Annotated in this window: 22 protein-coding genes; 14 read left to right on the top strand and 8 right to left on the bottom strand. The window is 72.0% G+C overall.

The window, feature by feature from the left end:
• Positions 1-194: 194 nt before the first annotated feature.
• Positions 195-1,184, bottom strand: a complete 990-nt coding sequence (locus tag K8F61_RS09975) for an o-succinylbenzoate synthase (protein WP_231818893.1) — start codon at positions 1,182-1,184, stop codon at positions 195-197.
• On the bottom strand, positions 1,181-2,254 hold the full coding sequence (locus K8F61_RS09970) for a GNAT family N-acetyltransferase (protein ID WP_231818892.1): 1,074 nt from the start codon (positions 2,252-2,254) through the stop codon (positions 1,181-1,183). The genes K8F61_RS09975 and K8F61_RS09970 overlap by 4 nt, the downstream gene beginning before the upstream one ends.
• A 117-nt stretch (positions 2,255-2,371) precedes the next feature.
• Between K8F61_RS09970 and K8F61_RS09965 the strand changes: the two genes are divergently transcribed.
• The 4 genes from K8F61_RS09965 (at position 2,372) to K8F61_RS09950 (ending at position 6,007) form a co-directional block, all read left to right on the top strand.
• Positions 2,372-2,707, top strand: a complete 336-nt coding sequence (locus tag K8F61_RS09965; RefSeq protein WP_067248826.1) for a PadR family transcriptional regulator — start codon at positions 2,372-2,374, stop codon at positions 2,705-2,707.
• A gap of 1 nt (position 2,708) precedes the next feature.
• Positions 2,709-3,659, top strand: a complete 951-nt coding sequence (locus tag K8F61_RS09960; RefSeq protein ID WP_231821598.1) for a hypothetical protein — start codon at positions 2,709-2,711, stop codon at positions 3,657-3,659.
• 230 nt (positions 3,660-3,889) lie between these two features.
• Entirely contained in the window at positions 3,890-4,807 is a 918-nt protein-coding gene (locus K8F61_RS09955) for a 1,4-dihydroxy-2-naphthoyl-CoA synthase (protein ID WP_067248816.1), read from the top strand.
• An 81-nt stretch (positions 4,808-4,888) separates the two neighbouring features.
• On the top strand, positions 4,889-6,007 hold the full coding sequence (locus K8F61_RS09950; RefSeq protein ID WP_231818891.1) for an AMP-binding protein: 1,119 nt from the start codon (positions 4,889-4,891) through the stop codon (positions 6,005-6,007).
• Between the two features lie 45 nt (positions 6,008-6,052).
• Here the strand turns inward: K8F61_RS09950 and K8F61_RS09945 are convergent, their stop codons facing one another.
• Positions 6,053-7,150: a DEAD/DEAH box helicase family protein gene (locus K8F61_RS09945; protein ID WP_231818890.1), complete on the bottom strand. Its 1,098-nt coding sequence runs from the start codon at positions 7,148-7,150 to the stop codon at positions 6,053-6,055.
• 209 nt (positions 7,151-7,359) lie between these two features.
• Here K8F61_RS09945 and K8F61_RS09940 point away from each other — a divergent pair, with 209 nt between their 5' ends.
• The 4 genes from K8F61_RS09940 to K8F61_RS09925 all read left to right on the top strand — a co-directional run bounded on the left by K8F61_RS09940 (position 7,360) and on the right by K8F61_RS09925 (position 11,563).
• A complete protein-coding gene (locus tag K8F61_RS09940; RefSeq protein WP_067249678.1) occupies positions 7,360-8,568 on the top strand; it encodes a sensor histidine kinase in 1,209 nt (402 codons plus the stop codon).
• Between the two features lie 28 nt (positions 8,569-8,596).
• Positions 8,597-9,235 (top strand): response regulator, encoded by a 639-nt coding sequence (locus tag K8F61_RS09935; RefSeq protein WP_067249681.1) that lies wholly within the window; start codon positions 8,597-8,599, stop codon positions 9,233-9,235.
• A 103-nt stretch (positions 9,236-9,338) separates the two neighbouring features.
• Complete coding sequence (locus tag K8F61_RS09930) at positions 9,339-10,100, top strand: ABC transporter ATP-binding protein (protein ID WP_067249685.1); 762 nt, start codon at positions 9,339-9,341, stop codon at positions 10,098-10,100.
• Positions 10,097-11,563: an ABC transporter permease gene (locus K8F61_RS09925; protein ID WP_418888045.1), complete on the top strand. Its 1,467-nt coding sequence runs from the start codon at positions 10,097-10,099 to the stop codon at positions 11,561-11,563. The genes K8F61_RS09930 and K8F61_RS09925 overlap by 4 nt, the downstream gene beginning before the upstream one ends.
• Before the next feature lie 119 nt (positions 11,564-11,682).
• Here K8F61_RS09925 and K8F61_RS09920 read toward each other — a convergent pair whose 3' ends face one another.
• The 4 genes from K8F61_RS09920 to K8F61_RS09905 all read right to left on the bottom strand — a co-directional run bounded on the left by K8F61_RS09920 (position 11,683) and on the right by K8F61_RS09905 (position 14,385).
• Entirely contained in the window at positions 11,683-12,204 is a 522-nt protein-coding gene (locus K8F61_RS09920; RefSeq protein WP_219086663.1) for a hypothetical protein, read from the bottom strand.
• Between the two features lie 47 nt (positions 12,205-12,251).
• Positions 12,252-12,740 (bottom strand): SprT-like domain-containing protein, encoded by a 489-nt coding sequence (locus K8F61_RS09915; protein WP_067249695.1) that lies wholly within the window; start codon positions 12,738-12,740, stop codon positions 12,252-12,254.
• Positions 12,741-12,913: 173 nt separating this feature from the next.
• Positions 12,914-13,441 carry a hypothetical protein gene (locus tag K8F61_RS09910; protein ID WP_067249698.1) on the bottom strand — a complete coding sequence of 176 codons (528 nt, stop codon included), beginning with the start codon at positions 13,439-13,441 and terminating at the stop codon, positions 12,914-12,916.
• A gap of 77 nt (positions 13,442-13,518) precedes the next feature.
• The gene (locus K8F61_RS09905; RefSeq protein WP_231818889.1) at positions 13,519-14,385 is read right to left on the bottom strand and encodes a spermidine synthase; all 867 of its coding nucleotides are present in this window, start codon (positions 14,383-14,385) and stop codon (positions 13,519-13,521) included.
• A 182-nt stretch (positions 14,386-14,567) separates the two neighbouring features.
• Here K8F61_RS09905 and K8F61_RS09900 point away from each other — a divergent pair, with 182 nt between their 5' ends.
• From K8F61_RS09900 to K8F61_RS09880, 5 genes are read left to right on the top strand one after another with little or no spacing between them, the layout of a single operon-like run.
• On the top strand, positions 14,568-15,872 hold the full coding sequence (locus K8F61_RS09900; protein WP_231818888.1) for a sugar ABC transporter substrate-binding protein: 1,305 nt from the start codon (positions 14,568-14,570) through the stop codon (positions 15,870-15,872).
• Positions 15,873-15,886: 14 nt separating this feature from the next.
• Complete coding sequence (locus K8F61_RS09895; RefSeq protein WP_231818887.1) at positions 15,887-16,864, top strand: carbohydrate ABC transporter permease; 978 nt, start codon at positions 15,887-15,889, stop codon at positions 16,862-16,864.
• A complete protein-coding gene (locus K8F61_RS09890) occupies positions 16,861-17,694 on the top strand; it encodes a carbohydrate ABC transporter permease (RefSeq protein WP_067249707.1) in 834 nt (277 codons plus the stop codon). Before K8F61_RS09895 ends, K8F61_RS09890 begins: the two co-directional genes overlap by 4 nt.
• Positions 17,691-19,217, top strand: coding sequence for a glycoside hydrolase family 3 N-terminal domain-containing protein (locus K8F61_RS09885; RefSeq protein ID WP_231818886.1), 1,527 nt, complete (start codon positions 17,691-17,693; stop codon positions 19,215-19,217). Before K8F61_RS09890 ends, K8F61_RS09885 begins: the two co-directional genes overlap by 4 nt.
• Positions 19,214-20,107, top strand: coding sequence for a MurR/RpiR family transcriptional regulator (locus tag K8F61_RS09880; protein WP_231818885.1), 894 nt, complete (start codon positions 19,214-19,216; stop codon positions 20,105-20,107). The genes K8F61_RS09885 and K8F61_RS09880 overlap by 4 nt, the downstream gene beginning before the upstream one ends.
• A 243-nt stretch (positions 20,108-20,350) precedes the next feature.
• Here K8F61_RS09880 and K8F61_RS09875 read toward each other — a convergent pair whose 3' ends face one another.
• Positions 20,351-21,265 carry a sugar kinase gene (locus K8F61_RS09875; RefSeq protein WP_231818884.1) on the bottom strand — a complete coding sequence of 305 codons (915 nt, stop codon included), beginning with the start codon at positions 21,263-21,265 and terminating at the stop codon, positions 20,351-20,353.
• 291 nt (positions 21,266-21,556) lie between these two features.
• On the opposite strand from K8F61_RS09875, the gene rpoB reads away from it, so the two are divergent.
• Positions 21,557-25,057: a DNA-directed RNA polymerase subunit beta gene (gene rpoB / locus K8F61_RS09870; RefSeq protein WP_231818883.1), complete on the top strand. Its 3,501-nt coding sequence runs from the start codon at positions 21,557-21,559 to the stop codon at positions 25,055-25,057.
• The last annotated feature ends 15 nt before the right edge of the window (positions 25,058-25,072 follow it).

Here is a 25,072-nt window from a genome sequence, read left to right as displayed (position 1 = left end):
TTGCTCAACGACCGACACCTCTTCCGGTCGTTGAGCGAGGAGCGTAGCGACGAGTCGAAACGCGGCGACCCGGCCCTGTTTCGTCTCGCTGCGCTCGCTCAACGACCGGCACCTCTTCCGGTCGTTGAGCGAGGAGCGCAGCGACGAGTCGAAACGTGGTGACCTCGCTCAACGGCCGGGGCGGGCGCGCGGGGTCAGGCCCGGTCGTCGCCGGCGGCCAGCAAGCCGTGGCAGCGCGTGAGCCGGTCGATCCACCAGTCGCGGCGCTCGGCCGGTGCGGCCAGGCGTGACAGGGCCGCGGGATCGGGGATCACCCGGCCGATGCCCACGGCACCGTCGCGGGGTCGCGCCTCGGCGACGTCGTCGGCGAACAGGGACGCGGTCCCCAGACCGCAGTCGTGGTCGAGCTCCGGGAGCGCGGCGGCGAGGGCGGCGCCCTGGGAGAGCCCGACGGCGGTGTCCAGGGCGCTGGAGACGACGACCGGCAGCCCCGCCTCGGCGACGATGCCCAGCGCCCGCCGAATGCCGCCCAGCGGCGCGGCCTTGACGACGAGGAGGTCCGCGGCGCCGGCGCGCGCGACCGCGAGGGGGTCTGCGGCCTTGCGCACGCTCTCGTCCGCCGCGACCGGGATCCCCATGTACCGGATGCGCTGACGCAGCTCCGCGAGGTCCTCGACGCGCGGGCACGGCTGCTCGGCATACTCCAGGTCGTACACGGCGAGGGCGTGGATCGCGCGCTCGGCCTCGTCCACGTTCCAGCCCCCGTTCGCATCGACGCGGATCCGCCCCTCGGGTCCCATCGCCTCCCGCACGGCGCGGACGCGCGCGATGTCGTCCGCCAGGGTCTGGCCGGGCTCGGCGACCTTCACCTTCGCGGTCCGGCATCCCTCGAACCGCGCGAGCACGGCTCCGACCCGTCCCGCCGCGACCGCGGGGACGGTCGCGTTGACGCGGACGACGTCCCGCACCGGTGCGGGACGGGGCTCCCACGCGTCGGCGAGGGCCGCGGCGAGCCACGCCGAGGCCTCGGCATCGTCGTACTCGGTGAACGGGGCGAACTCGGCCCATCCCTGCGGCCCCTCGAACAGCACCGCCTCGCGGACGTCCACGCCGCGGAAGCGGGTGTGCAGCGGAAGGGCCACGACGCGCGCGGTGGAGAGGACGTCGGTCAGCGGCGGGATCATGCGTCCATCATGCCCTCGGCACGGCGATCCGGCCCGGCCGCCGGCGGATCCGGGTCGAGTCGCTTCTGCAGCTCCGCCAGGCGTCCGGTCGGCACGAAGCCCAGCGCCTCGTTCACCGCGAGCATCGGGGCGTTGGACTCGGCGTTGAAGGTGATGACGCGCGGCACCTCGGGCATGTGCTGCTGGAGCCGGCGCAGGTTCTCGACCTTGAGGCGCAGACCCAGCCGGTGACCGCGATCGGCGCGGCGCACGAGCGTGCCCCACTGGTACGCGTTGCCGTCGTCGCCGGAGACCACGAGCTGCGTGTACGCCGCCACCGCCCCGTCCGGGGCGAGGGCCACGGCGCCGAAGGAGGTCCGGCCCTGTGCGGCGATGAGGTCCTCGTTCTCACGGATGCCGGCGACATCGGGGGCGGCGCGCTCTATGTCGAGGTCACCGGTGGGCGCCTCGGTGTCGAGCGTGCTGTCCAGCTCCGCCCATCCGGCGACGACGTCCTCCGGGACGGGGCCGATCCAGCTGCGGACGGCGTAGTCGTCCCGCGGCGCGTCCGCCAGGAGGGTGTCGAGCGTCCGGGCGGCGACGGGGAGCGCGAGCGTGCTCTCGAGGTCGCCCAGGGCGATGTCGTACCCGTGCGTTCGGGCGAACTCCGGCCCGGGATGCCCCGCCCCGTCGCGCGGCCCGTCGGCGGACCACTGGGTCGCGCCGGTGAGCGTGCGGCGGGCTGCGGCGCGGGCCTCGTCCTCGACGGCGGCCAGAAGCGCGGATCCGATCCCCCGACGGCGATCGGCGGGACCGACGTACACGGCGACCTCGGCCCGGTGCGTGTTGTCCTTGAGGGGGAGGGCGAGGCTCGCCGCACCCACCACGGCGCCGGCCTGGCGGGCCAGATACGCGCGCCGGTCCGTCACGTCGGACTCCTGCTGCAGCTCCCGGCGGATCTCCTCCCGCGACCACAGCACGGCGCGCTCGCCGCGGTCGGCGTGTCGAGCGGCGGCGTACACGTCCCACCACGCGTCCACGGCCTCGTCGTCGAAGGGGTCGATGCGGGCGATCTCGATCCGTGCGGGCATGCCTCCATCCTGCCCGGACCCGCTCGACGACGTCGGCGGGGCGCGCGGCTCGAAGTCCGGGCACGCACGATGTCGTGTCCTTGACAATGGTGTGTGTCACACAATATGGTGATGGACATGAGTCAAGACGAGTTCGAGGGACACCTCCAGGAGCTGCGTCGCGGCACGATCGTGCTCGCCAGTCTGCAGCTGCTGCGCGAGCCCGGCTACGGCTACGGCCTGCTGGAGCAGCTCGCGTCGGCCGGGTTCCCCACCGACGCGAACACGCTCTACCCCCTGCTCCGCCGTCTGGAGAAGCAGGGCTTCCTCGACAGCGAGTGGAACACGGACGAGGCCCGTCCGCGGAAGTTCTACCGCACCTCGGCGGCGGGGATCCGTCTCGCCGACACCCTCATCCAGGAGGTCGCGGCCATCGCCGCCGCCACCGCCGCCCTCTCCGGAACGGAGCACTGACATGCCCACCACCACCGCCCATCCCGCCTACGCCGCCCGCTACGTCGCCGCGGTCGGGCGCTCGGTCCCCGTCGCCGTGCGCGACGAGGTCGTCGCCGAGCTGGAGGCCGCGATCGCCGAACAGGTCGAGCCGCGCATCGCCGCGGGCGAGGCGCCCGACGCGGCCGAGCGCGCCGTCGTCGCCGGTCTCGGCGAGCCGCTGGCCTACGCCGCCTCGCTGACAGACCGTCCTCTGCACCTCGTCGGCCCCCGGTACTACGCGGCATGGCTGCGGCTGCTGAAGCTGCTCCTCTGGATCGTCCCGCCGTGCGTGGCGGTCGCCGTCGCGCTGGCGACGCTGCTGCAGGGCGGCGGGATCGGTCAGGTGATCGGCGCCATCGTGCCCGCGATCCTCCAGTCCGTGGTGCACATCGCCTTCTGGACGACGCTCGTCTTCTTCGTGCTGGAGCGGACCGGATCGGTGGGGAAGACCGTCCTCGACTGGGATCCGGATCAGCTGCCCTCCGCGGAGGGGACGGGGGCGGCGCTCACCGACCTCGTCGCGACGATCGTGATGTGCGTGCTCCTCGCCGGCAGCGTGCTGTGGGATCGCTTCCTCGGCTGGGGACGCGACGCCGTGCACGTGCTCTCGCCCGACCTGTGGCCGGGATACGGCATCGGGTTCCTCGTGATCATGGCGCTGACGATCCTCGTGGCCGTCCTCGTGTTCGCTCGCGGAGGCTGGAACGTCGCACTCGCCGTCGTGAACGCTCTGCTCGGCGCGGTCACCGCGATCGCCGCGTTCGTCCTGGTCTGGCAGGGCCGTTTCCTCGCCCCCGGCTTCTCCGCCCTGTTCGGCAGCGCGCAGGGGACGGTCATGACGATCCTGAACGTGATCCTCACGGTCGTGTTCGTCGGGGTGCTGTTCGCCTCCGCCGCCGACGGGTTCCGCAAGCTCCGCGCCTCCCGCTGACCCGTCCCGATCCGCCCGTCCCGACTCCCCGTCCGATCCTCGTCCCGATCTGCACACCCGAACCCGATCTGCACACCCCTGGCCGGGATCCCTGTGCAGATCGGGACGAGGTGTGCAGATCGGGACGAGGTGTGCAGATCGGGCATGGAGGGTATCGGGGTATCGGGGGCTCGGGGAATCGGGGCACCGCGCGAGCGAGGGGGCGAGACAGCGGGAATAGGCTGGAGCCCGTGACCGACAGCCCCGTTTCCGCCCTGTTCGACCCGGCCGAATGGACCCTCGCCCCCGGGGCGGACGTCTACACCGACATCACGGCGCACGTGTCGCGCGACGGCCGCATCGCGCGCATCGCGTTCGACCGGCCCGAGGTCCGCAACGCCTTCCGCCCGCACACGGTCGACGAGCTGTACCGGGCGCTCGACGCCGCCCGGCAGGACCCGCGGATCGGCGTCGTGCTGCTGACCGGCAACGGCCCGAGCCCCAAGGACGGCGGGTGGGCGTTCTGCTCCGGCGGCGATCAGCGCATCCGCGGGCGGGACGGCTACAAGTACTCCGACGACGAGTCGGCGGTCCCCGCCGCGCAGCAGGCCCGGGCCGGGCGTCTGCACATCCTGGAGGTGCAGCGGCTCATCCGCTTCATGCCGAAGGTCGTCATCGCGGTGATCCCGGGATGGGCGGCCGGCGGCGGCCACTCCCTGCACGTCGTGTGCGACCTGTCCATCGCCAGCGCCGAGCACGGCCGGTTCAAGCAGACCGACGCGGACGTCGGGTCGTTCGACGCCGGATACGGATCCGCGTACATGGCCCGCCAGACGGGTCAGAAGTTCGCCCGCGAGGTGTTCTTCCTCGCCGAGGAGTACTCGGCGCAGCGCGCCTACGAGGCCGGAGCCGTGAACCGCGTCGTGGCGCACGACGAACTGGAGCGCGAGGCGATCGCGATGGCGCGGACGATCCTCACGAAGTCGCCGACCGCGATCCGCATGCTCAAGTTCGCGTTCAACGCCGTCGACGACGGGATGGTGGGTCAGCAGGTCTTCGCCGGCGAGGCCACGCGGCTCGCCTACGGGACGGACGAGGCCGTCGAGGGCCGCGACGCGTTCCTGGAGAAGCGGGATCCCGACTGGTCGCCCTACCCCTGGCACTTCTGAGACGGTCGAGGACGGGATGCGGGACGGATCGCGCCGGGGACCGGCCCAGGGCGCTCGCTCGACGCGCGGGAGGCTGATCGGATGAGGCTGCACGCCGCGCCGGCGGATCCGCGCGAGATCGAGGCGGCGCTGCCCGCCGTGCTCGACGGGTCGCGTCCTCTCGCCCTCGGCTTCGCCCCCGGGCCCGAGGACGAGGCGCCCGACGGCACCGCCGTGGTGATCGCGACCTCGGGATCGTCCGGCATCCCGAAACGGGTCGTCATCGGGGCGGCCGCGCTCCGGGCGAGCGCCGCCGCGACCGAGGCACGGATCGGGGCCGGGCAGTGGATGCTCGCCCTGCCGGCCGGGTACGTCGCCGGGCTTCAGGTGCTCGTGCGCTCCGCCCTCGCCGGGACGAGACCCGTCATGATCGACGGCCGCTTCACGCCCGACGCCTTCGTCCAGGCGACCTCCGCGCTCGGGTCCGGGGCACGGCGTCACACCTCGCTCGTCCCGGCCCAGCTGATCACCCTTCTGCAGGCGGCGGAGGAGCGTCAGGATGTGCGGGCGGCGCTCGCCGCGTACGACGCCGTTCTCGTCGGCGGGCAGTCCCTTCCCGCGCCGGTGCGCGAGCGCGCGGAGGACGGGGGCGTCCGGGTCGTCCGGACCTACGGCTCGAGCGAGACGAGCGGCGGCTGCGTGTACGACGGGGCGCCGCTGGACGGCGTGCGCGTCGAGGCGCGGGACGGGGAGCTGCGGATCGCCGGGCCCATGCTCGCGACCGGGTACCTCGGCGACGCGGAGCGGACGGCCGCGGGATTCGTCACGGACGAGGAGGGCACGCGCTGGTACCGCACGGGCGACGCCGGCGAGGTGGTCGACGGCGAGGTGCGCGTCACCGGGCGCCTCGACAACGTCCTGATCTCCGGCGGGATCAACGTCTCCCTCGACCGGGTCGAGCGGATCGTGCGCGGCGTCGCGGGACTGGAGTCCGCCGTCGTGGTGGCCGTCGCCGACGACCGCTGGGGGGAGGCCTCGTGCGTCGTGACGGACCAGGCGCCCGCCGACGTCGACGCCGCCCTCGCGCAGGTGCGTGCTCTCGTCGCGGCGGGGATCGGTCCGCACGCCCGTCCCGCTCGCATCGTCGTCCTCCCGGCGCTTCCCCTGCTGCCTTCCGGCAAGCCGGACCGCCTCCGCATCCGCGGGCTCCTCGGGGACTGACGCCGGCGCGCCCCCGGTGCGGGTCGAGAGGCGGACGACCCGAGGTCAGCGCAGGGCGGCGCGGACGCGGTCGGCGACGACCGCGGGCTCGGCGGCGGCGTCGATCAGCTGCTCCCCGGCGCGCGGCGGAACGGCGCGCTGTCGCTCCGCCGTCGCGGCGACCGCCTGCACGGTCGCCTCGTCGGCCTCGCGCAGATCGTCGCCGGCGAGGAGCGGACCGGCGCCGCGGACGCGGTCGCGGATGCGTGCGCGCAGCACCGGAGCGGGGGCGTCCAGCCGGGCGACCCGGGCCTGTGCGCCGAGCGCCGCGTGCACCTGCTGCGGCGTGATCGCGAACGGGGCGACGACCACGAGCTCGTGCGCGCCCGCGCCGGCGAACACGTCGCGCACGGCGAGCAGCGTGCGCAGCCCGACGGGGCGGCCGAGGTTCGCGGCGAACGACAGCTGGGCGAGGTCCACGAACCCGGTGGGGCGCCCCTCGCGCCATGCGGATGACGCCAGCTCCCAGCCGATCCGGGACGCTCCGGCGCCGCGCGGGCCGGTGATCCATCGGACGGGGAGGAGCGGCGGGGGATCGACCGGATCGGGGGTGGGCGGCGTCTCGTCTCGTTGCTGCGCTCCTCGCTCAACGACCGTCGGCGGGCGCCCGGATGCGTCGTCGGTCACCGCGAGGACGGCCGACACGGTCTCGTCGAGGGTGTGGGCGTCGGTGGGGATCCGCCGCCACGCGGGATCGAGGCGGGACGCCGCGGCGGTGCCCGCCGCGACCGTGGCCTCCACCTGGTTGGCGGGCCACCCGCGCGGGGCGAGCCGTGCGCGCCGGGTGTCGGCGTCGGCGTCCAGCCAGACGGCGCTCGCCCGGGCACCGGGAAGCGTCGGCGGAGAGGCGTCGGGACGCGCGACGCCGGAGACGACGAGTCGATCCGCTCCGAGGTAGCGGAAGGCGCCGGCGACGCGCGCCAGCGCCTCCTCCTTGAGCGCCCAGCGGTCCGGGTCGTGGGCCGGCGCCGGATAGCACATGCCGAGCTGGTCGATGTCGACGTAGGCCATGGCATGGCCGTCGGCGGCGAAGCGCTGCGCGATGGCCCACGCCGCGGCCGATTTGCCCGCCCCGGGAGCCCCGGCCACCCGCAGCGCATCCATCCGCCCAGCGTATCCGCGGCTGGCACCGTTTCGTCTCGTCGCTGCGCTCCTCGCTCAACGACCGGGTGGGTGTTCGGTCGTTGAGCGACACTTCGACTCGCTTCGCTCGCTCAGTGCGGGTCTCCGCGAGTCGAAACGCGGTGACCCGGGGGGGCGGATACATCGGGAGGCGGATGCCGGGCGCCGGCACGCTCGCGTAGCGTGAGGGGGTGATCCGATCCGTCCCGCGTCTGTGGCTCGTCCTGGACATCGTGGGCGCCGCGTTCGCGTTCCTCGTGACGACCCCGCTCTCCTTCGTCATGATCGTCGAGCAGCTCAGCAGCTGGCTCGGCACCGGTCCGCTCTCGATCTCGCTCACGATCCTCGTGTCCCTCGCGATGTGGGCCGCGGCGGCGATCGCGCGGCTCGCGCCGCTTCCCGCGCTCATGATCGCCTGGGGCGCCGCGATCGTGCAGATGGCCGCCGGGCTCAGCCCCGCGCTGTACGACACGGCGGTGTTCGTCGTGCTGTTCGCGACCGCCGCGTGGGGGACGCGCACGGTGCTGTGGATGGGCGGCGGCTCCACGCTCGCCGGCGGCGTCATCGCCGGGGTGTACCTCGCGGTCCTGTTCGATTCCGGGATGATCCAGGACGAGCAGGCGGCGCTTCGCCGGCTGGCCCTCGGCGTGCTCATGGGCTCCTCGGTGCTGTTCTCCCTCGTCATCTCCTGGGGCGCGGGCCTGCTGTGGCGCGTGGTCCTGAACGGCCGGCGCACGAGGGAGGCGCAGATCGCCGCCGAGGCCGTGGCCGCCGCGGAGCAGGAACGCGTCCGGATCGCCCGGGACATGCACGACGTCGTGGCCCACTCGCTCGCCGTGGTCATCGCGCAGTCGGACGGCGCCCGCTACGCCGCCGTCGCGGACCCGGCCCAGGCCACCGCCGCGTTGACGACGATCGGGCAGACCGCGCGGGCGGCGCTCGCCGATGTCCGGCTGCTCCTCGCGCAGCTGCGGCACCGGCAGGGTCAGGGGCCGCAGCCGACCCTCGCGGACCTGGAGACGCTCTACGGCCAGGTGAGGGCTGCGGGGATCGAGCCGCGGGTGACGGTCGATCCGATGCCGCCCGGAGAACCGCCCGCGGCCATCCAGCTCGCCGTCTACCGGATCCTCCAGGAGGCGCTCACCAACGCCCTGCGCCACGGAGGCGGGGACGTCGACGTGCACCTGGCCTGGGAGGCGGACCGGGTGCGGATCCGGGTCGAGAACGCCGTGACCGGGGACGCCTCCGCCTCGGCGGGGACCGGCGGCGGCCACGGGATCATCGGCATGCGCGAGCGTGCCCAGCTCGTGGGCGGTACGCTGTCCGCCGGGCGCGATCACGACCGGTTCGTCGTCGACGCCGCCCTCCCGATCGGTCCTCCGACGGGGACCGAGGCATGACGCGTCCGCGCGTGCGGGGAGGAGAAGGATGATCCGGGTCGTTCTCGTGGACGATCAGGCGCTGTTTCGTGCGGGGGTCCGCATGCTCGTCTCGTCGCAGCCCGACCTCGAGGTGGTCGGCGAGGCCGGCGACGGGCGGGAGGCGATCGAGGTCGTCCGGGCCACCCGTCCCGACGTCGTCATGATGGACATCCGGATGCCGGTCATGGACGGGCTCACGGCGACGGCACAGCTGCTCACGGAGCCCGACCCGCCGCGCGTCGTCATGCTCACCACGTTCGATCTCGACGAGGCCGCCGCGCAGGCGATCCGACAGGGGGCGAGCGGCTTCCTCCTCAAGGACGCCGAGCCGGAGTTCCTGCTGGCGGCGATCCGCACCGTCCACGCGGGCTCCAGCGTCATCGCGGCCTCGGCCACCCGCGACCTGTTCGCGCACTTCTCCAGCCCGCAGCCTCAGCCCGTCCCGGCGAGCTTCGAGTCCCTGACGGATCGGGAGCGGGAGATCTTCGCGCTGGCCGCGCGGGGGCTGTCGAACGCCGAGATCGCCGCCCGGGAGTTCCTGTCCGAGGCGACCGTCAAGACGCACATCAGCCGCATCCTCACGAAGCTGGACCTCCGCGACCGGGTCCAGCTCGTCGTCTTCGCCTTCGAGCACGGCCTCGCCTGAGCTCTCCGGGGCCTCCGGCACGGGCGGGATCATCCTCGGGATGTACGGGGATGCGTCCCGGGGCCGACGCGGGCGCACCGGGCGGATCCCTAGCGTCGAAGGCATGGAGATCACGACCAGCGACCTGGGCCTCGCCGCCCGCGTCCAGCACCTGACCAAGACGTACGGCGCGGGCGAGGGCGCCGTGCGCGCCCTCGACGACGTCAGCGTCGGAATCCGCCGTGGCCAGTTCACCGCGATCATGGGCCCGTCGGGCTCGGGCAAGTCGACGCTCATGCACATCATGGCCGGCCTCGACGCCCCCACCGAGGGGCGCGCGTGGATCGGGGACACCGAGATCACCGGTCTCGGCGACCTCGACATGACGGTGCTGCGCCGGCGCCGGGTGGGATTCATCTTCCAGGCCTTCAACCTCGTCCCGACCCTCGACGCCATCGGCAACATCCTGCTGCCGTTCGAACTGGACGGCCGCCGTCCCAGCGCGGTCGAGCGCGCGCGCATCGACGGGCTCATCGAGACGCTCGGCCTCGGGGCGCGGCTGCGCCACCGCCCGCACCAGCTGTCCGGGGGGCAGCAGCAGCGCGTCGCCATCGCGCGCGCCCTCGCCACCGCCCCCGACCTCGTGTTCGCCGACGAGCCGACCGGGAACCTCGACTCGGCGACGGGCCGGGAGGTGCTGCAGCTGCTCGGCACGGCCAGCCGGGAGCACGGCCAGTCCATCGCCATGGTGACCCACGACGCGATCGCCGCCAGCCACGCCGACCGGGTGCTGTACCTCGGCGACGGCCGGATCGTCGCCGACCACCCGCGCCAGACGGCGGAGCAGATCGCCGCCTACATGCTCGCGGCGGAGGTGGCGGCGTGACGGCCGCGACCGTCTCCGGCACGCTGCTGGAGACGCCGCTGCCCGCCTCTCGGCTGGCGTGGCTGCGTGACCGCGGGATGGGCGCCAGCGTCCTCGTCGCCGCGCTCGCCTCCGCGTTCGGCGTGTTCCTCGTGGAGGTGACGGTCTACATCGGCGCGCTGCTGAAGGCGGACCCGTTCATCGGCGACAGCGAGATGCTCGCGCTCGTGGTGGTGATCCTGTCTGTCCTTCTCACGGGCGTCGCGATGTACGTCGCCGCGATCGTCACGGCCAACACGTTCACGACGATCATCGCCGGCCGGACCCGGCGCATCGCGCTGCTCCGCCTGATCGGAGCGTCGGCGCGGGCGCAACGGGCCGAGGTCGCCGGGCAGGGCCTGGTCGTCGGGATCATCGGCGCGCTCATCGGGCTCGCCGTGGGCATCGGCGTCTCCGCGGCGGGGCAGGCCCTGGGCGGGCAGCTGCTCGAGCGCGCGCCGCAGGACTTCACGCTGCTGCAGCCGGGCGTCGTGCTCCCGGTCGTCGGCGTGGCGCTGACGACGTGGATCGCGGCGTGGGTCGGATCCCGGCGCGTGCTCACGGTGACCCCCCTCCAGGCGCTGGGCGGCTCCGCGGAGCGCACCCACGAGGAGGTCGCCACCCGTCCCGGTCGCCACGTCGTCGCGCTGATCCTCCTGATCCTCGGCGGTGCACTGCTCGCCGGCGGCGTCGTCGCCGGGCTGGTCTCGCCGCTCGGGGTGGTCATCGCGTTCTTCGGCGGGATCCTGTCCTTCACCGGCCTCTCGATCGGGGCCGCGCTGGTCATGCCTCCCGTGCTGCGGCTGGTGGGGCGTCTGTTCGGGACGGGGGCGACGGCGCGGCTCGCGGCGGAGAACGCGCTGCGTCACCCCGAGCGCTCCAGCCGGATGGCGATCGGCGTGGTGATGGGTGTGACGCTGGTGACGATGTTCGCCGTCGCGCTGGAGTCGGTCAAGGCACTGCTAGTGCGCCAGACCGAGGGGGAGGTCGCGGAGGCGTTCTTCGCCCCCGTCGACGCGTTCGCGTCGGTGATGATGGTGCTCGTCGCCATCTCCGCCGTCATCGCCGCCGTCGGGATGATCAACCTGCTCACCATCGGCGTCGTGCAGCGCAGGCGCGAGCTGGGCCTGCTCCGGGCGATCGGTCTCACCGGGCGCCAGATCCGGCGGATGGTGCTCCTGGAGGCGGTGCACATCACGGTCGCCGCCACCCTCACCGGCATCGTGCTGGGCGTGGCGTACGGCTGGATCGCGGCGCAGTCGCTCCTGGGCTCCGTCCCGGTGCTGCCGGACTTCGCCCCGGCCGGACTCGTGGCGCCGGCGGTGCCGTGGGTGCCGATCGCGATCATCGTCGCCGCGACCGCGGTGCTCACCCTGGTGGCCTCGGTGGCTCCGACGCGGCTCGCGACGCGGGTCGTGCCGGTGGAGGCGCTCGCCGCGGACTGATCCGCGGGCACATCCGGGTCCGGTGCCGATCCGGCGAGGCCCCGCGAGGCTGCTTCGGTGCCGACGCCGCGCGGACGAGGCCCCGCGATCCCTGCGGATCGCGGGGCCTCACCGTCGCGTCAGACGGCGGGGTCCAGGAGCTCCGGGTCGTGCGCCCAGGAGCGCGCGAGCCGGCGGATCCGGCAGGCGCGCCACTGCCAGGTGAGCCAGAGGGACGGCCACAGCAGGGCTGCGGTCGGCCCGCCGATGACGAGCCGGTCGCGCCACAGCGTGCGGGTGGGGTCGTCGGGGTCCGGGGAGACCGCCATCTGGTGGTCCCACACGTCCAGGCTCGCGAGGGGGCCGGTGAGCGGGATCCCGCTGTCGCGGAGGATCCGTACCGTCTGCCCGCCGAGCGTCCGCGTGCGATCGGACACCGAGATGAGCTGGCGGCCGAGCGGGACGCGTCCGAGGAGGCCCAGCTGCACGGCGGCGGAACGACGAGGATCCGGGTCCACGGCGACGACCTCCGCCTCGGCAGGATCCAGCGGTTCCACGGTCAGGAAGGGGCCGTAGATCTCGGCGAGGACCGTCGGCGAGTGCAGGGCCCGCCAGGCGGCGTCCGCGTCCGTGTCGATCGTGAACTTCAGCAGGATCCTCATGCCCCCATCCAAACACCGGGGCGGGTCCGCGTCGATCCGGCTGTCGATCAGCGCGGCGCGAGAGCGGCGAGCCGGTCGGCCCGGGTGATCTCGCGCCGCGTCCACGTGAACGCGTAACGCTCGTCGAACTGTCGGGAGCATCGGGCGCACGAGGTCGGGCGGTTCGGCCGGCGGTGCCGGTAGGTCACGTGGCCCGCGGGGCAGGATCCCACCCAGGGCGCGAGCTCCACGGCCGTCTCGCCGTGATGCGTCGTGCCCCCGACGTACCCGAGGCCCTGAGCCACGCGCTTCCACGCCGGTCCGTGCGCGGCGTCGTGCCCGGCCAGCGCGTGCGCCACCTCGTGCAGCAGCACCTGATGGATCTCGTCGTCGTCGAATCGCGCGGCGAGGTAGCGCGAGACGGTGATCCGCTTGTCCCGGTAGTTGCACAGACCCGCCCGGCGCTTGGCGTTGTCGAACCCGAAGACCCAGGAGTCGTCGAGATGCAGCCGGATGAGCGCCTCGCCCCAGATGCGCACACGGTCCAGATCGGCCATAGGGCAAGGCTAGGCCACCCCGGCGACACCGGGCCGCGTGGCGCGTCCGTCGCCCCACCGCACATCTGTCGAGTGGTCAGTTTTCGTGGGTTCGGCGCCGCTCAACCCACAATAAGTGACCACTCGTCAGGAGGAGCGGGGGAGAGGAGCGGGGGAGAGGGGAGCGAGAGGGGTCAGCCGACGGCGCTCACGGGGTCGCGCCGGCGCTCGACCGCCTCGATCGCGAGGAGCACGGTCTCCAGGGCGGCGTCGTCGGCACCGGCTTCGCGGCGCAGGAACAGCGCGCGCTTGAAGCTCTCCCTGGCCTGCTCCAGCTCTCCGGCCTCGAGCGCGACCTTGCCGTGGTGCTGATGCGCGAAGGCGGCGATGGCGATCCATCCCTGCCCCTCCGCCTCGGCGACGCAGGTCGCGAGCTCCTGGTCCGCGGCGGCGTACGCGCCGCGGTACTGCAGGACCGTCGCGTGCAGGACGCGGGCGCGCACGAGGTCCTTGCGGGTGCCGGCCATGCGGGCCTGCCGCACGGTCTCGTCGGCGAGGGCGAGCGCCTCGTCCAGGCGTCCGAGCACCTTCAGCAGCCACACGCGCTCGAGGAGCGCGGGCAGGCTCCGCTGCTGCTCGATCTCGGTGAGGCGCTGCTCGCACTCGGTCGGGTCCACCAGCTCACGCAGGGTCTCGGTGTCGTATCCCTTGATGAAACCCACGTCTGCGCCCTCTCCGTTCCGATCGTCTCGATCCAGTCTGCCTCCTGAACCTGAGCGAGGCGCCGTGCCACGCCCGCTCAGCGCAGGAAGATCGAGGCGTCGGGTCGGGGGGAGGCCACGGCGGTGGCGTCGGTGACGATCGGCGCGTCCTTCGCGAACGCCGCGACCTCGGCGCCCTGCGCGAGCTTCGCGGGATGGGGGCCGGCGGCGAGGATCCGCGGAAGCGCGTCGGAGGGGAGGGGGTCCCGCGAGGCCGCGAGCACGAGGTTCCCGAAGCGCCTCCCTTTGAGGATCTGCGCGTCCGCGAGGATCGCGACCTCGCCGAGCGCCGCGGCGAGCGTCGCGACCTGGCGGCGGGCGAAGGCGAGGCCGGGTCCGTCCGCGACGTTCACGAGGACCACGCCGCTCGGGGCGAGCAGGGCGGCCAGCTCCCGGTAGAACTCCGCGCTCGTGAGGTGGGCGGGCGTCTGCGCGCCGGAGTACACGTCCGCGACGATCAGGTCGACGTGCCCGGTCAGCGCCGGAGGCAGGCGCCGCACCGCCTCCCGCGCGTCCCCGATCCGCATCCGGATCGCGGCGCCGCGGGGCAGCGGCAGGTGCTCGCGGACGAGGTCCACGAGCGGGGCCTCCAGCTCGACGACCTGCTGGCGGGATCCGGGACGAGTGGCGGCGATGTAGCGGGGGAGCGTGAGGCCGCCGGCGCCGAGGTGCACCGCGGACAGCGGCGAGCCGGGTTCGCCGAGCTGGTCGATCACCGCCCCCATCCGCACGACGTACTCGAAGTGCAGGTGCGTCGGGTCTTCCAGGTCTACGTGGGACTGCGGGGTGTCGTCGATGAGCACCTCGTATCCGCCGCCGAACTCGGCCGGGACGATCCGCGCGATCCCTCCCGAGCCCAGGCGCGCGGAGGGCGGCTCCCTGTCCCTGTCCCGTGCGCGGCCCACTCTCCGAGCCTACGGCGGCGCTGCGGGATCCGGGCGCCGACCGGCGCGGACGGGCCGCCACATCACGGCTCGATCACGACTCTGGAAGCAACTTGCAGGGAATTTGTTCATCGTGGATACTTTTTCCTACTGGCGGTCGCATCCGACGACGCCCAGGCAGTTTCAAAGAGGAGATTCCCCGAATGAAGAAGCGCATTCTTCCCCTCGTGGCGCTCGGCGCCGCGGCCACCCTGGGCCTGGCCGCCTGCTCCGGTGGCAGCACCCCCTCGGCCGGTGGCGACGGCGGCCCGGTGGACGGCAAGGGCAAGACCCTGACCGTCTGGATCATGAAGGGCACCAACCCCGACGCGTCCGCGTTCTACGACGCCGTGTCGGAGGAGTTCACGAAGGAGACCGGCGCCGAGGTCACCATCGAGGAGGTGCAGTGGGCCGACGCCCATGACCGCTTCGTGACCTCCATCGCGGGCGGGACGACCCCGGACATCGCCGAGACGGGCACCACCTGGACCGCCGAGTTCGCCGACGCCGGCGCGCTCCTGGAGCTCGACGACTACGTCGGCGCCGAGAAGGGCCTCAAGGACGACCTGGTCGAGGGCCTGGCCGTGGCCGGCACCTACGACGAGGCGCTCTACGGCATGCCCTGGTACGCGGGCGTGCGCTCGATCGTCTACCGCACCGACGTGTTCGAGGAGCTGGGGCTGAAGGCGCCGGAGAGCTGGGACGACATCGTCAAGGCCGGCGAGGCGATCAAGGCCGCCAAGCCCGACATGCTCCCCTTCCCGGTCCCCGGCGACGCCGAGTTCCAGGTCTACCCCTGGGTCTGGGGCGCCGGCGGCGAGATCGCCACGAAGAAGGGCGACACCTGGACGAGCGAGATGGACAGCAAGGAGTCCCAGGAGGGCATCCAGTTCTACACCGACCTGGCGGTGAAGCACGGCTTCAGCTCCGCCGGTGCGACGACGTGGAAGGAGACGGATCTCCTCGACGCCTTTAACCAAGGCAACGTGGCCATGATGCTGTCGGGCTCCTGGACTCCGAACAAGATCCTCGAGGCCAACCCGGAGCTCGAGGGCAAGATCGGCGCCGCGGTCATCCCCGGCAAGGACGGCGGCATCGCGCCCTCCGTGCTCGGCGGCTCGCACCTGTCGATCTTCAACACCACGAAGGAGCCGGACCTCGCCTGGGAGTTCGTCAAGCTCATGACCACGGGCGAGTTCGCCGAGAAGTGGGCGGACGAGACCGGCTACTTCCCCGGCGTCCAGTCCGCCATGGCGGAGGCGCTGAAGTCGACCGACCCGCTCGTCGCGCCCTTCGCGCAGCAGATGGTCGAGGGCGGCGGGTCCGTCCCGGTGACGCCGAACTTCGGCGCCGTCCAGGCCAAGAAGACCACCAACTCGATGATGCAGGCCATCCTCAGCGGGCAGAAGGACGTCGCGACCGCGACGAAGGACGCCGCCAAGGAGATGACCGACCTGCTCAACCAGTGAGGGTCTGACACTCCATGACGACGGTGCACGCACCCCTGCCGGCCGCGGAGACGGAGCGACGCTCCGGATCCGCGGCCGGCGGCCCGTCGCGCAAGCGGAAGCTGAACTGGGTCACGGCCCGGCCCTGGCTCCTGCTCGCCCCGGGCCTGATCATCCTCGCGGTCCTCATGCTGTGGCCGCTCGTGCAGGTGTTCCTGTACTCCCTGCAGGACTACGGCCTGCGCGAGATCAACACCGGCAAGACCAACTTCATCGGCCTCGAGAACTACGGCGAGGCGCTCACCAACCCGACACTGTGGACCGTCGTCCTCCCGAACACCGTCGGCTTCGCCGCCGTCGCGGTCTTCACCACGGTCGCCCTCGGCACGCTCGTGGCCCTCCTGCTCGCGCGTCTCGGGACCGTGTGGCGCACCATCGTCTCCAGCTGCATCATGGTCGCCTGGGCCATGCCCGCGGTGACCGGCACGTACGTCTGGACGTTCATCTTCGACGCCGACCGCGGCATCTTCAACACCGTGCTCAAGGACCTGGGCCTCATCGACGGCTCGGTCAACTGGTTCACGAACCAGTGGTCGTTCTACGCGATCGTGCTGCTCAACGTCGTCCACCACGGGTTCCCCTTCGTGGCGGTCACCGTGCTCGCCGGGCTCCTCGGCGTCTCGAAGGAGATGCTCGAGGCCGCGGCCCTGGACGGCGCCGGCGCGTGGCGCCGCTTCTGGAAGATCATCTTCCCGACCCTCAAGCCGGTCTTCTCCGTCGTCATCATCCTGTCGACGATCTGGGACTTCAAGGTGTTCGCGCAGGTCTATCTCATGCCCGGCGGGAACGGCGGCAACCGCTCCGTGCTCAACCTGGGCGTGTGGAGCTACGTCGAGTCCTTCGGCCAGAACCGGTACGGCTTCGGCTCGGCGCTCGCCGTCCTGCTGACCCTCGTGCTCATCGGCATCACGATCGTGTACATCCGCTCGCTCATGAAGGAGGACGAGCTGTGAACCCGCGCCCGTCCGTGATGTCGCGCGTCGGCGTCGGCATCGGCGTCGCCGCCGTCCTGATCTTCACGCTGTTCCCCGTGTACTGGATGGTCTCCAGCGCGCTCGACAAGAAGGCCTCCAGCGGCGGGCAGTCCCTGCTGCCGCAGGAGTTCACGCTCGACAACTTCGCCTTCGTCCTCACCGACGGCGGGTTCGGCACGTACCTGCGCAACTCGGCGATCGTCGCCCTCGTGACGGTCCTCGTCAGCGCCCTGGTGTGCCTGCTCGCCGCGGTCGCGGTGGCGCGGTTCCGCTTCAAGTTCCGCACGACGATCCTGATGATGATCCTCGTGGTGCAGATGGTGCCGCTCGAGGCCCTCGTCATCCCGCTGTTCCTCCAGGTCAAGAGCCTGGGCCTGCTCAATAGCATCCTCGGCCTGATGGTCGTCTACGTGGCGCTGTCGCTGGCGTTCGGGATCTGGATGCTCCGCGGGTTCGTCCAGGCCGTGCCGGTGGAGCTCGAGGAGGCCGCGTACATCGACGGCGCCAGCTGGTGGCGGATGTTCCGCTCCATCCTGCTCCCGCTCGTGATGCCGGGCCTCGTCGCCACGAGCATCTTCAGCTTCATCACCGCGTGGAACGAGTTCATCTTCGCCATGACGATCCTGGGCGGGGCGACCGACCAGTACACCGTGTCGATCGGTCTGAAGTCCTTCTTCGGCCTGCACTCGAACGACTGGGGCAGCATCATGGCCGCCTCGACCATCATCACCATCCCGGTCATGATCTTCTTCGTGATCGTGCAGCGCCGGCTGTCCTCCGGCATGGTCGCGGGGGCGGTGAAGGGATGAGCGACGAGCTCGAACGCCTGGCGAACGGCGTCCTCTGGCCGGGGTTCTTCGGAACCACCGCGCCCGCGTGGCTGCGCACGGAACTCGCTCGCGGCATGGCCGGCGTCGTGTACTTCGCGCAGAACACCGGACCGGGCCTCGCCGCGCTGAGCGACGAGATCCGCTCCGCCAACCCGACGGCGCTCATCGGCATCGACGAGGAGGGCGGGAGCGTCACCCGCCTCGAGGCCGCGACCGGCTCGACCGTCCCCGGGGCGGCGCAGCTCGGCGCCGTGGACGACGTCGAGGCCACGCGGGCGACCGGCGCGGAGCTCGCCCGCCGGGTGCGGGCGATCGGAGCCGACGTCCTGCTCGGCCCGGTGGCGGACGTGAACACCGATCCGCGCAATCCGGTCATCGGCGTGCGCTCGTTCGGAGCCGACACCGCGCTCGTCTCGCGCCACGTGGCGGCCGAGGTCGACGGGATCCAGTCCGCCGGGGTCGCGGCGTGCGTCAAGCACTACCCCGGCCATGGGGACACCCATCTGGACTCGCATCACGACCTGCCCCGCATCGAGCTCGACACCGACGTGATCCGCCGGGACCACCTGCCGCCGTTCCGCGCGGCGATCGACGCCGGCGCGGACGCGGTGATGACGGCGCACATCGTCGTCCCGGAGTGGGGCGAGCTGCCCGCGACGCTGAACCCGGCCGTGCTGGGGATGCTGCGCGACGGCGGCTTCGACGGCGGGAGCGGCTTCGACGGCGTCATCATCACCGATGCGCTGGACATGGCGGCCGTGCGTGAGAACTTCGGTCTCGGCGGAGGCGCCGTGCGGGCCCTGCAGGCCGGTGCGGATCTGCTCTGCATCGGCAATCCGACGAACCCGGGGCCGGCGGCCGCCATCGACCAGGACGAGCGCGACTACCGCGCCGCCCGCGACGCGATCGTCGCGGCGCTGGAGGACGGTTCCCTCTCGCGCGAGCGTGTGGCCGAGGCCGCGGCCCGGGTCGCGCGGCTGGCGGAGAAGCTCTCCGCCGCCCGCTCGGCGGAGAGCGCCGGCGACGCGGCGGACCGGTTCGACGCCGCCGGCATCGTGCGACGGAGCCTCGGCGCGTCCGAGGACCCCGCCCTCGCCCCCGTTCCCGGGCTCGCCGTCATCGACGCCCGGCGCCGCTCGACCCTGGCGGTGGACAGCGCCGGGGGCTACGTCTCCGCGGCGTTGGCCGAGGACGGGTGGCGGATGCGTCTCGACACGGCCGCGACGGACGCGGACGAGCGCCGCCGCGCCATCGCGGAGGCCGTCGCCGCGGCGGACGCGAGCGGCTTCCGCGTGGTCGTCCTCGTGGACCGGATCGACACGGATCCGGCGCAGCGAGCGCTCGTCGCCGAGGTCGCCGAGGCCGCGCCCACGGCCGCCGTGGTGAACGTGGGCCTTCCGGCCGGAGCACACGCCGTAACCCTGCCGGTGATCGACGTCCGTGCCGCCAGCAGGATCGGATCGGCGCTCGCGCGCGAGAGGCTGGTCGGGGCGGGACGATGAGCGGGGGTGCGACCGACGGCCACGCCGACGGACGCAGCGCCGACGTCATCGCGGTGGTCCGCGGAGCCCTGGGGCGCCTGAGCGCCGCGGAGGCGCGGGTCGCCGAGCAGGTGCTGGCGGATCCGACCCTCGTCGTGGACCTGGCCATCAACGACCTCGCCCGCCTGTGCGGGACGTCGCTGTCGACGGTGGCGCGGTTCGCCCAGACGATCGGGTTCAGCGGCTATCGCGAGCTGCGGGTGGCGTTCGCCCGTGCGGTGGCCGTGGAGCAGGCCGAGCGGGAGCGCTTCGGGCTCGACGACTCCGTGATCGACCTGGACGACGGGATCGAGACGGTCGCGGCGAAGATCGCCGCGCGCGAGGTGGGCGCGATCGAGCAGACCGTGCTCAGCGTCGACTTCGCCGCGGTGGACCGCGCCGCCGCCGCGATCGCGCAGGCGTCCCGCGTCGAGCTGTTCGGGCAGGCGGCGTCCTCGCTCACCGCGCAGGACATGCGGTTCAAGCTCGCTCGGATCGGGTGCGCGGCGACCCACTCGCCGGATCCGCACATCGCCCTCGCCGCGGCGGCGCTGCTGGGTGCCGGCGACGTGGCCCTGGCGATCTCGCACGGCGGCGAGACCGCCGAGACGATCCGGGCCGCCGAGGTGGCCGGGGAGGCCGGTGCGCTGGTCGTGGCGCTGACGAATGCGCCGGACTCTCCGCTGATCCGGGTCGCGGACGTCGCGCTGCTCACCCGCGCGAAGGAGGCGCCGCTGCGCATGGCCGCGATGTCGAGCCGCATCGCCCAGCTCGCGCTGCTCGACGTCCTCTTCGTCCGCGTCGTCCAGCATCGCGGGGAGGGCGTGAACGAGCCGCTGCGCGCGACGCGCCGCGCCGTCCGCGGCACCTGACCCCGGGTCGTCCCGGGTTCGGGGCCCGCATCGGGGTCCGGTCGTGGCCAGGTGTGCGGCGCGCATCGGGGTTCGGTCGCGGTCGGTTGGGGCGCGCGTTGGGGTTCTGGGGTCGGCGGTGGGGCCGGATTCCCCCGGAATGGACCCCGATCCGTGGGTGATCCCCGGTCGTTGAGCGAGGAGCGCAGCGACGAGACGAAACGGGCCGGACGAGACGAAACGGGGCGGACCGGACGGGGCGGGTCAGGCGACGTGGTCGCGGGTGCTGCCGAGCGCGCGGGTCGCGATGCGGTGGGCACGGGAGACGCAGCCGCCGAGCGACAGCCCCGCGAGCACCCCGCCGAGGAAGCCGGCGGCGAACGCATCGCCTGCGCCGATCGTCTCGACCACGGGGGCGGCCAGCGCCGGCGCCTCCACGCTCTCCGCGCCGTCGAAGGCCACCGCCCCGTCCGTCCGGGTCACGACGAGGTGCCTCGGCTCCGGGATCATGCGTCGCAGCTGTGCGGCGTCGCCCGTGCCGAGCACCGCGGCGGCGTCCGTCTCGCTGCACTGCACGATGTCCGCGGCCGACATGTAGGCGCGCAGGATCTCCCGCCCCTCGTCCTCGCGGCCCCGCCAGAGAGCCGGTCGCCAATTCAGATCGAAGCTCACCAGGCGCTCGCCGCGACCGGCGAACAGCTCGTCCTGTGCGGCGCGGGCGCCGGGGGAGAGGGCGGGGGTGATCCCGGTCGTGTGCACGAGGGCCGCTTCATCGAGAATCCGAGAAGCGGCAGGGGCGCGCAGGACGGCGGGCGAGAGGCGGCTCGCGGCGGATCCGGCGCGGTAGTAGTGCATCACACCGTCGACCGAGCCGTCGGGTCGAGCGGCGAGCTCCTTCACGTACAGTCCGGTGGGTGCCTCCGGGTCGACCTCGACCGCGGTGGCGTCCACGCCGTGCTCGGCGAGCTCCGCCAGGAGGAAGCGCCCGAAGCCGTCGTCGCCCACGCGGGAGATCACCGCGGCGCGCCCGCCCGCGGAGGCCAGCGCGATCGCGACGTTCCACTCGGCCCCGGCCAGCGACCGGTGGAACGAGCGGCTGTTCTCCAAAGGGCCGGCCGTGGTCGGCACGAGGGCCACCAGGCCTTCGCCGAAGCAGGCGACCAGAGGGGTGTCGGGCACGAGGCAGACGATACCGGATACCGGTATTCATGTCCTGAGGGCCGGTCGATCGCGCAGATATACCCCACCGGCGCGCGGAGGTCAAGAATCACGCTGGACATGTCGTGAAATCCGTCGTATAGTTGATCGTTGCGCCTCACTCCTCCCTGCCCTCATATGGTGGTCGGCAGAAACCCCGCACGTCCCGCCTGCTCACGCGGTGACTTCCGTGCGGGTCCGAGCGACGCGGCGCACTCCACCTGACGACAGAGGAATCGAGACGCCCCCTCGGGGCTCACGGAGGTTATTCCCTTGGCTGCTGCTCGCAACGCATCCACTCCCACCACCAACAAGAACGGACGCGGTGCATCCCGCCTCTCGTTCGCCAAGATCTCCGACACGCTGACGGTCCCCGACCTGCTGGCCCTGCAGACCGAGTCGTTCGACTGGCTCGTCGGCAACGAGGCGTGGCGCAACCGCGTCGCCGAGGCCAGGGCCGCCGGGCGCAAGGACGTCGCCGAGGTCAGCGGACTGGAGGAGATCTTCGAGGAGATCTCCCCGATCGAGGACCTCAGCGAGACGATGCAGCTGTCGTTCACGAACCCGTACCTCGAGCCGGAGAAGTACTCCATCGAGGAGTGCAAGGAGCGCGGCAAGACCTACGCGGCCCCGCTGTACGTCGAGGCCGAGTTCATGAACCACCAGACCGGTGAGATCAAGACCCAGACGGTCTTCATGGGCGACTTCCCGCTGCAGACCGACAAGGGCACGTTCATCATCAACGGCACCGAGCGCGTGGTCGTCTCGCAGCTCGTGCGCTCGCCCGGCGTCTACTTCGACAAGACCCCGGACAAGACCTCCGACAAGGACATCGTCTCTGCGCGCGTCATCCCGAGCCGTGGTGCGTGGCTCGAGTTCGAGATCGACAAGCGCGACCAGGTCGGCGTGCGCATCGACCGCAAGCGCAAGCAGTCCGTCACCGTCTTCCTGAAGGCGCTGGGGATGAGCAGCGAGGAGATCCTCGCCGAGTTCGCCGGCTTCCCCTCGATCGAGGAGACGCTCGCGAAGGACACGATCCTCACCAAGGAGGACGCGCTCCGCGACATCTACCGCAAGCTCCGCCCGGGCGAGCAGGTCGCCGCCGAGGCCGCCCGCGCGCTGCTGGACAACTTCTACTTCAACCCGAAGCGCTACGACCTGGCCAAGGTCGGCCGGTACAAGATCAACCAGAAGCTGGGCCTGGACCAGCCGCTGAGCGACTCGGTCCTGACCGTCAAGGACATCGTCGAGACGATCAAGTACCTGGTGCGCCTGCACGCCGGCGTGGAGACCTTCGAGGGCATCCGCGGCGGCAAGACGACCGAGATCCGCCTCGCCACCGACGACATCGACAACTTCGGCAACCGTCGTATCCGCGCCGTCGGCGAGCTCATCCAGAACCAGGTCCGCACCGGTCTGTCCCGCATGGAGCGCGTCGTCCGCGAGCGCATGACCACGCAGGACATCGAGGCGATCACCCCGCAGACCCTGATCAACGTGCGCCCCGTCGTCGCCGCGATCAAGGAGTTCTTCGGCACCTCGCAGCTGTCGCAGTTCATGGATCAGAACAACCCGCTCGCGGGCCTGACCCACAAGCGCCGCCTGTCGGCGCTGGGCCCCGGTGGTCTGAGCCGTGACCGCGCCGGCGTCGAGGTGCGCGACGTGCACCCCTCGCACTACGGCCGCATGTGCCCCATCGAGACCCCGGAAGGCCCGAACATCGGCCTGATCGGCTCGCTGGCCACCTTCGCGCGCATCAACTCCTTCGGGTTCATCGAGACCCCGTACCGCCGGGTCGAGAACGGCACCGTCACCGACCAGATCGACTACCTGTCGGCGGCCGAGGAGATCGACTACAACATCGCCCAGGCGAACGCCCCGCTCGACAAGAACGGCCGCTTCACCGAGAGCCACGTGCTCGCGCGCCCCAAGGGCGGCAGCGGTGAGGTCGACCTGTTCCTCCCCGAGGAGATCGGCTACATCGACGTCTCGCCGCGCCAGATGGTGTCGGTCGCGACCTCGCTCGTGCCGTTCCTGGAGCACGACGACGCCCAGCGCGCGCTCATGGGCGCGAACATGCAGCGTCAGGCCGTGCCGCTGCTGCGCAGCGAGTCGCCGCTGGTCGGCACCGGTATGGAGGGCTACGCCGCCATCGACGCCGGTGACGTGATCACCGCGACCAAGGCGGGCGTCGTCAGCGAGGTCTCCGCGGACCGCGTCGTGGTCATGCTCGACGAGGGCGGCACGCAGGAGTACTACCTGCGCAAGTTCGACCGCTCCAACCACGGCACGAGCTACAACCAGCGGGTCGTCGTGTCCGCGGGTGAGCGCGTGGAGGTCGGCGAGGTCATCGCCGACGGACCCGCCACCGAGAACGGCGAGCTCGCGCTGGGCAAGAACCTCCTCGTGGCGTTCATGACCTGGGAGGGTCACAACTTCGAGGACGCGATCATCCTCAGCCAGGACCTGGTGAAGGACGACACCCTCTCCTCGATCCACATCGAGGAGTACGAGGTCGACGCGCGCGACACGAAGCTCGGCAAGGAGGAGATCACCCGTGACCTCCCCAACGTCAGCCCGGAGCTGCTGAAGGACCTGGACGAGCGCGGCATCATCCGCATCGGCGCCGAGGTCCGCCCCGGCGACATCCTCGTCGGCAAGGTCACGCCGAAGGGCGAGACCGAGCTCAGCGCCGAGGAGCGCCTGCTCCGCGCGATCTTCAACGAGAAGAGCCGCGAGGTCCGCGACACGTCGCTGAAGGTGCCCCACGGCGAGCAGGGGACCGTCATCGCGGTCAAGGAGTTCAACGCCGAGGACGGCGACGACGAGCTGGGCTCGGGCGTCAACCGCCGCGTCGTGGTCTTCATCGCCCAGAAGCGCAAGATCACCGAGGGCGACAAGCTCGCGGGCCGTCACGGCAACAAGGGCGTCATCGCGAAGATCCTCCCCGTCGAGGACATGCCGTTCCTCGCGGACGGCACGCCGGTCGACGTGATCCTGAACCCGCTCGGCATCCCGGGCCGCATGAACTTCGGCCAGGTGCTGGAGACCCACCTCGGGTGGATCGCGAAGCAGGGCTGGAAGATCGAGGGCACCCCGGAGTGGGCCGCGCGTCTGCCGGAGCAGGCGTTCGACGTCGCCCCGGGTACCAAGGTCGCGACCCCGGTGTTCGACGGCGCCAGCGAGGAGGAGATCTCGGGTCTGCTCGACTCGACGATCCCGACGCGCGACGGCGACCGCCTCATCGACTCGACCGGGAAGACGACCCTGTTCGACGGTCGGTCGGGCGAGCCGTTCCCGGGCCAGATCTCGGTGGGCTACATGTACATCCTGAAGCTGCACCACCTCGTGGACGACAAGATCCACGCGCGGTCGACGGGTCCCTACTCGATGATCACCCAGCAGCCGCTCGGCGGTAAGGCCCAGTTCGGCGGCCAGCGCTTCGGTGAGATGGAGGTGTGGGCGCTCGAGGCCTACGGTGCCGCGTACGCCCTGCAGGAGCTCCTCACGATCAAGTCCGACGACATCCTCGGCCGCGTCAAGGTCTACGAGGCGATCGTCAAGGGCGAGAACATCCAGGAGCCGGGCATCCCCGAGTCGTTCAAGGTGCTCATGAAGGAGATGCAGTCGCTCTGCCTGAACGTCGAGGTGCTCTCGGCCGACGGCACGGCGGTCAACCTCCGTGACACCGACGACGAGGCGTTCCGGGCTGCGGAGGAGCTGGGGATCAACATCTCCAGCCGCTTCGAGTCCGCCTCGATCGACGAGATCTGATCTCAGCCAGACCCA

It is taken from the genome of Microbacterium resistens, from assembly GCF_021172025.1.
GTDB classification, from domain to species: Bacteria; Actinomycetota; Actinomycetes; order Actinomycetales; family Microbacteriaceae; genus Microbacterium; species Microbacterium resistens.
The sequence above is the reverse complement of the archived record's forward strand: the minus strand, read 5'-3'. Positions and strand labels throughout refer to the sequence as shown.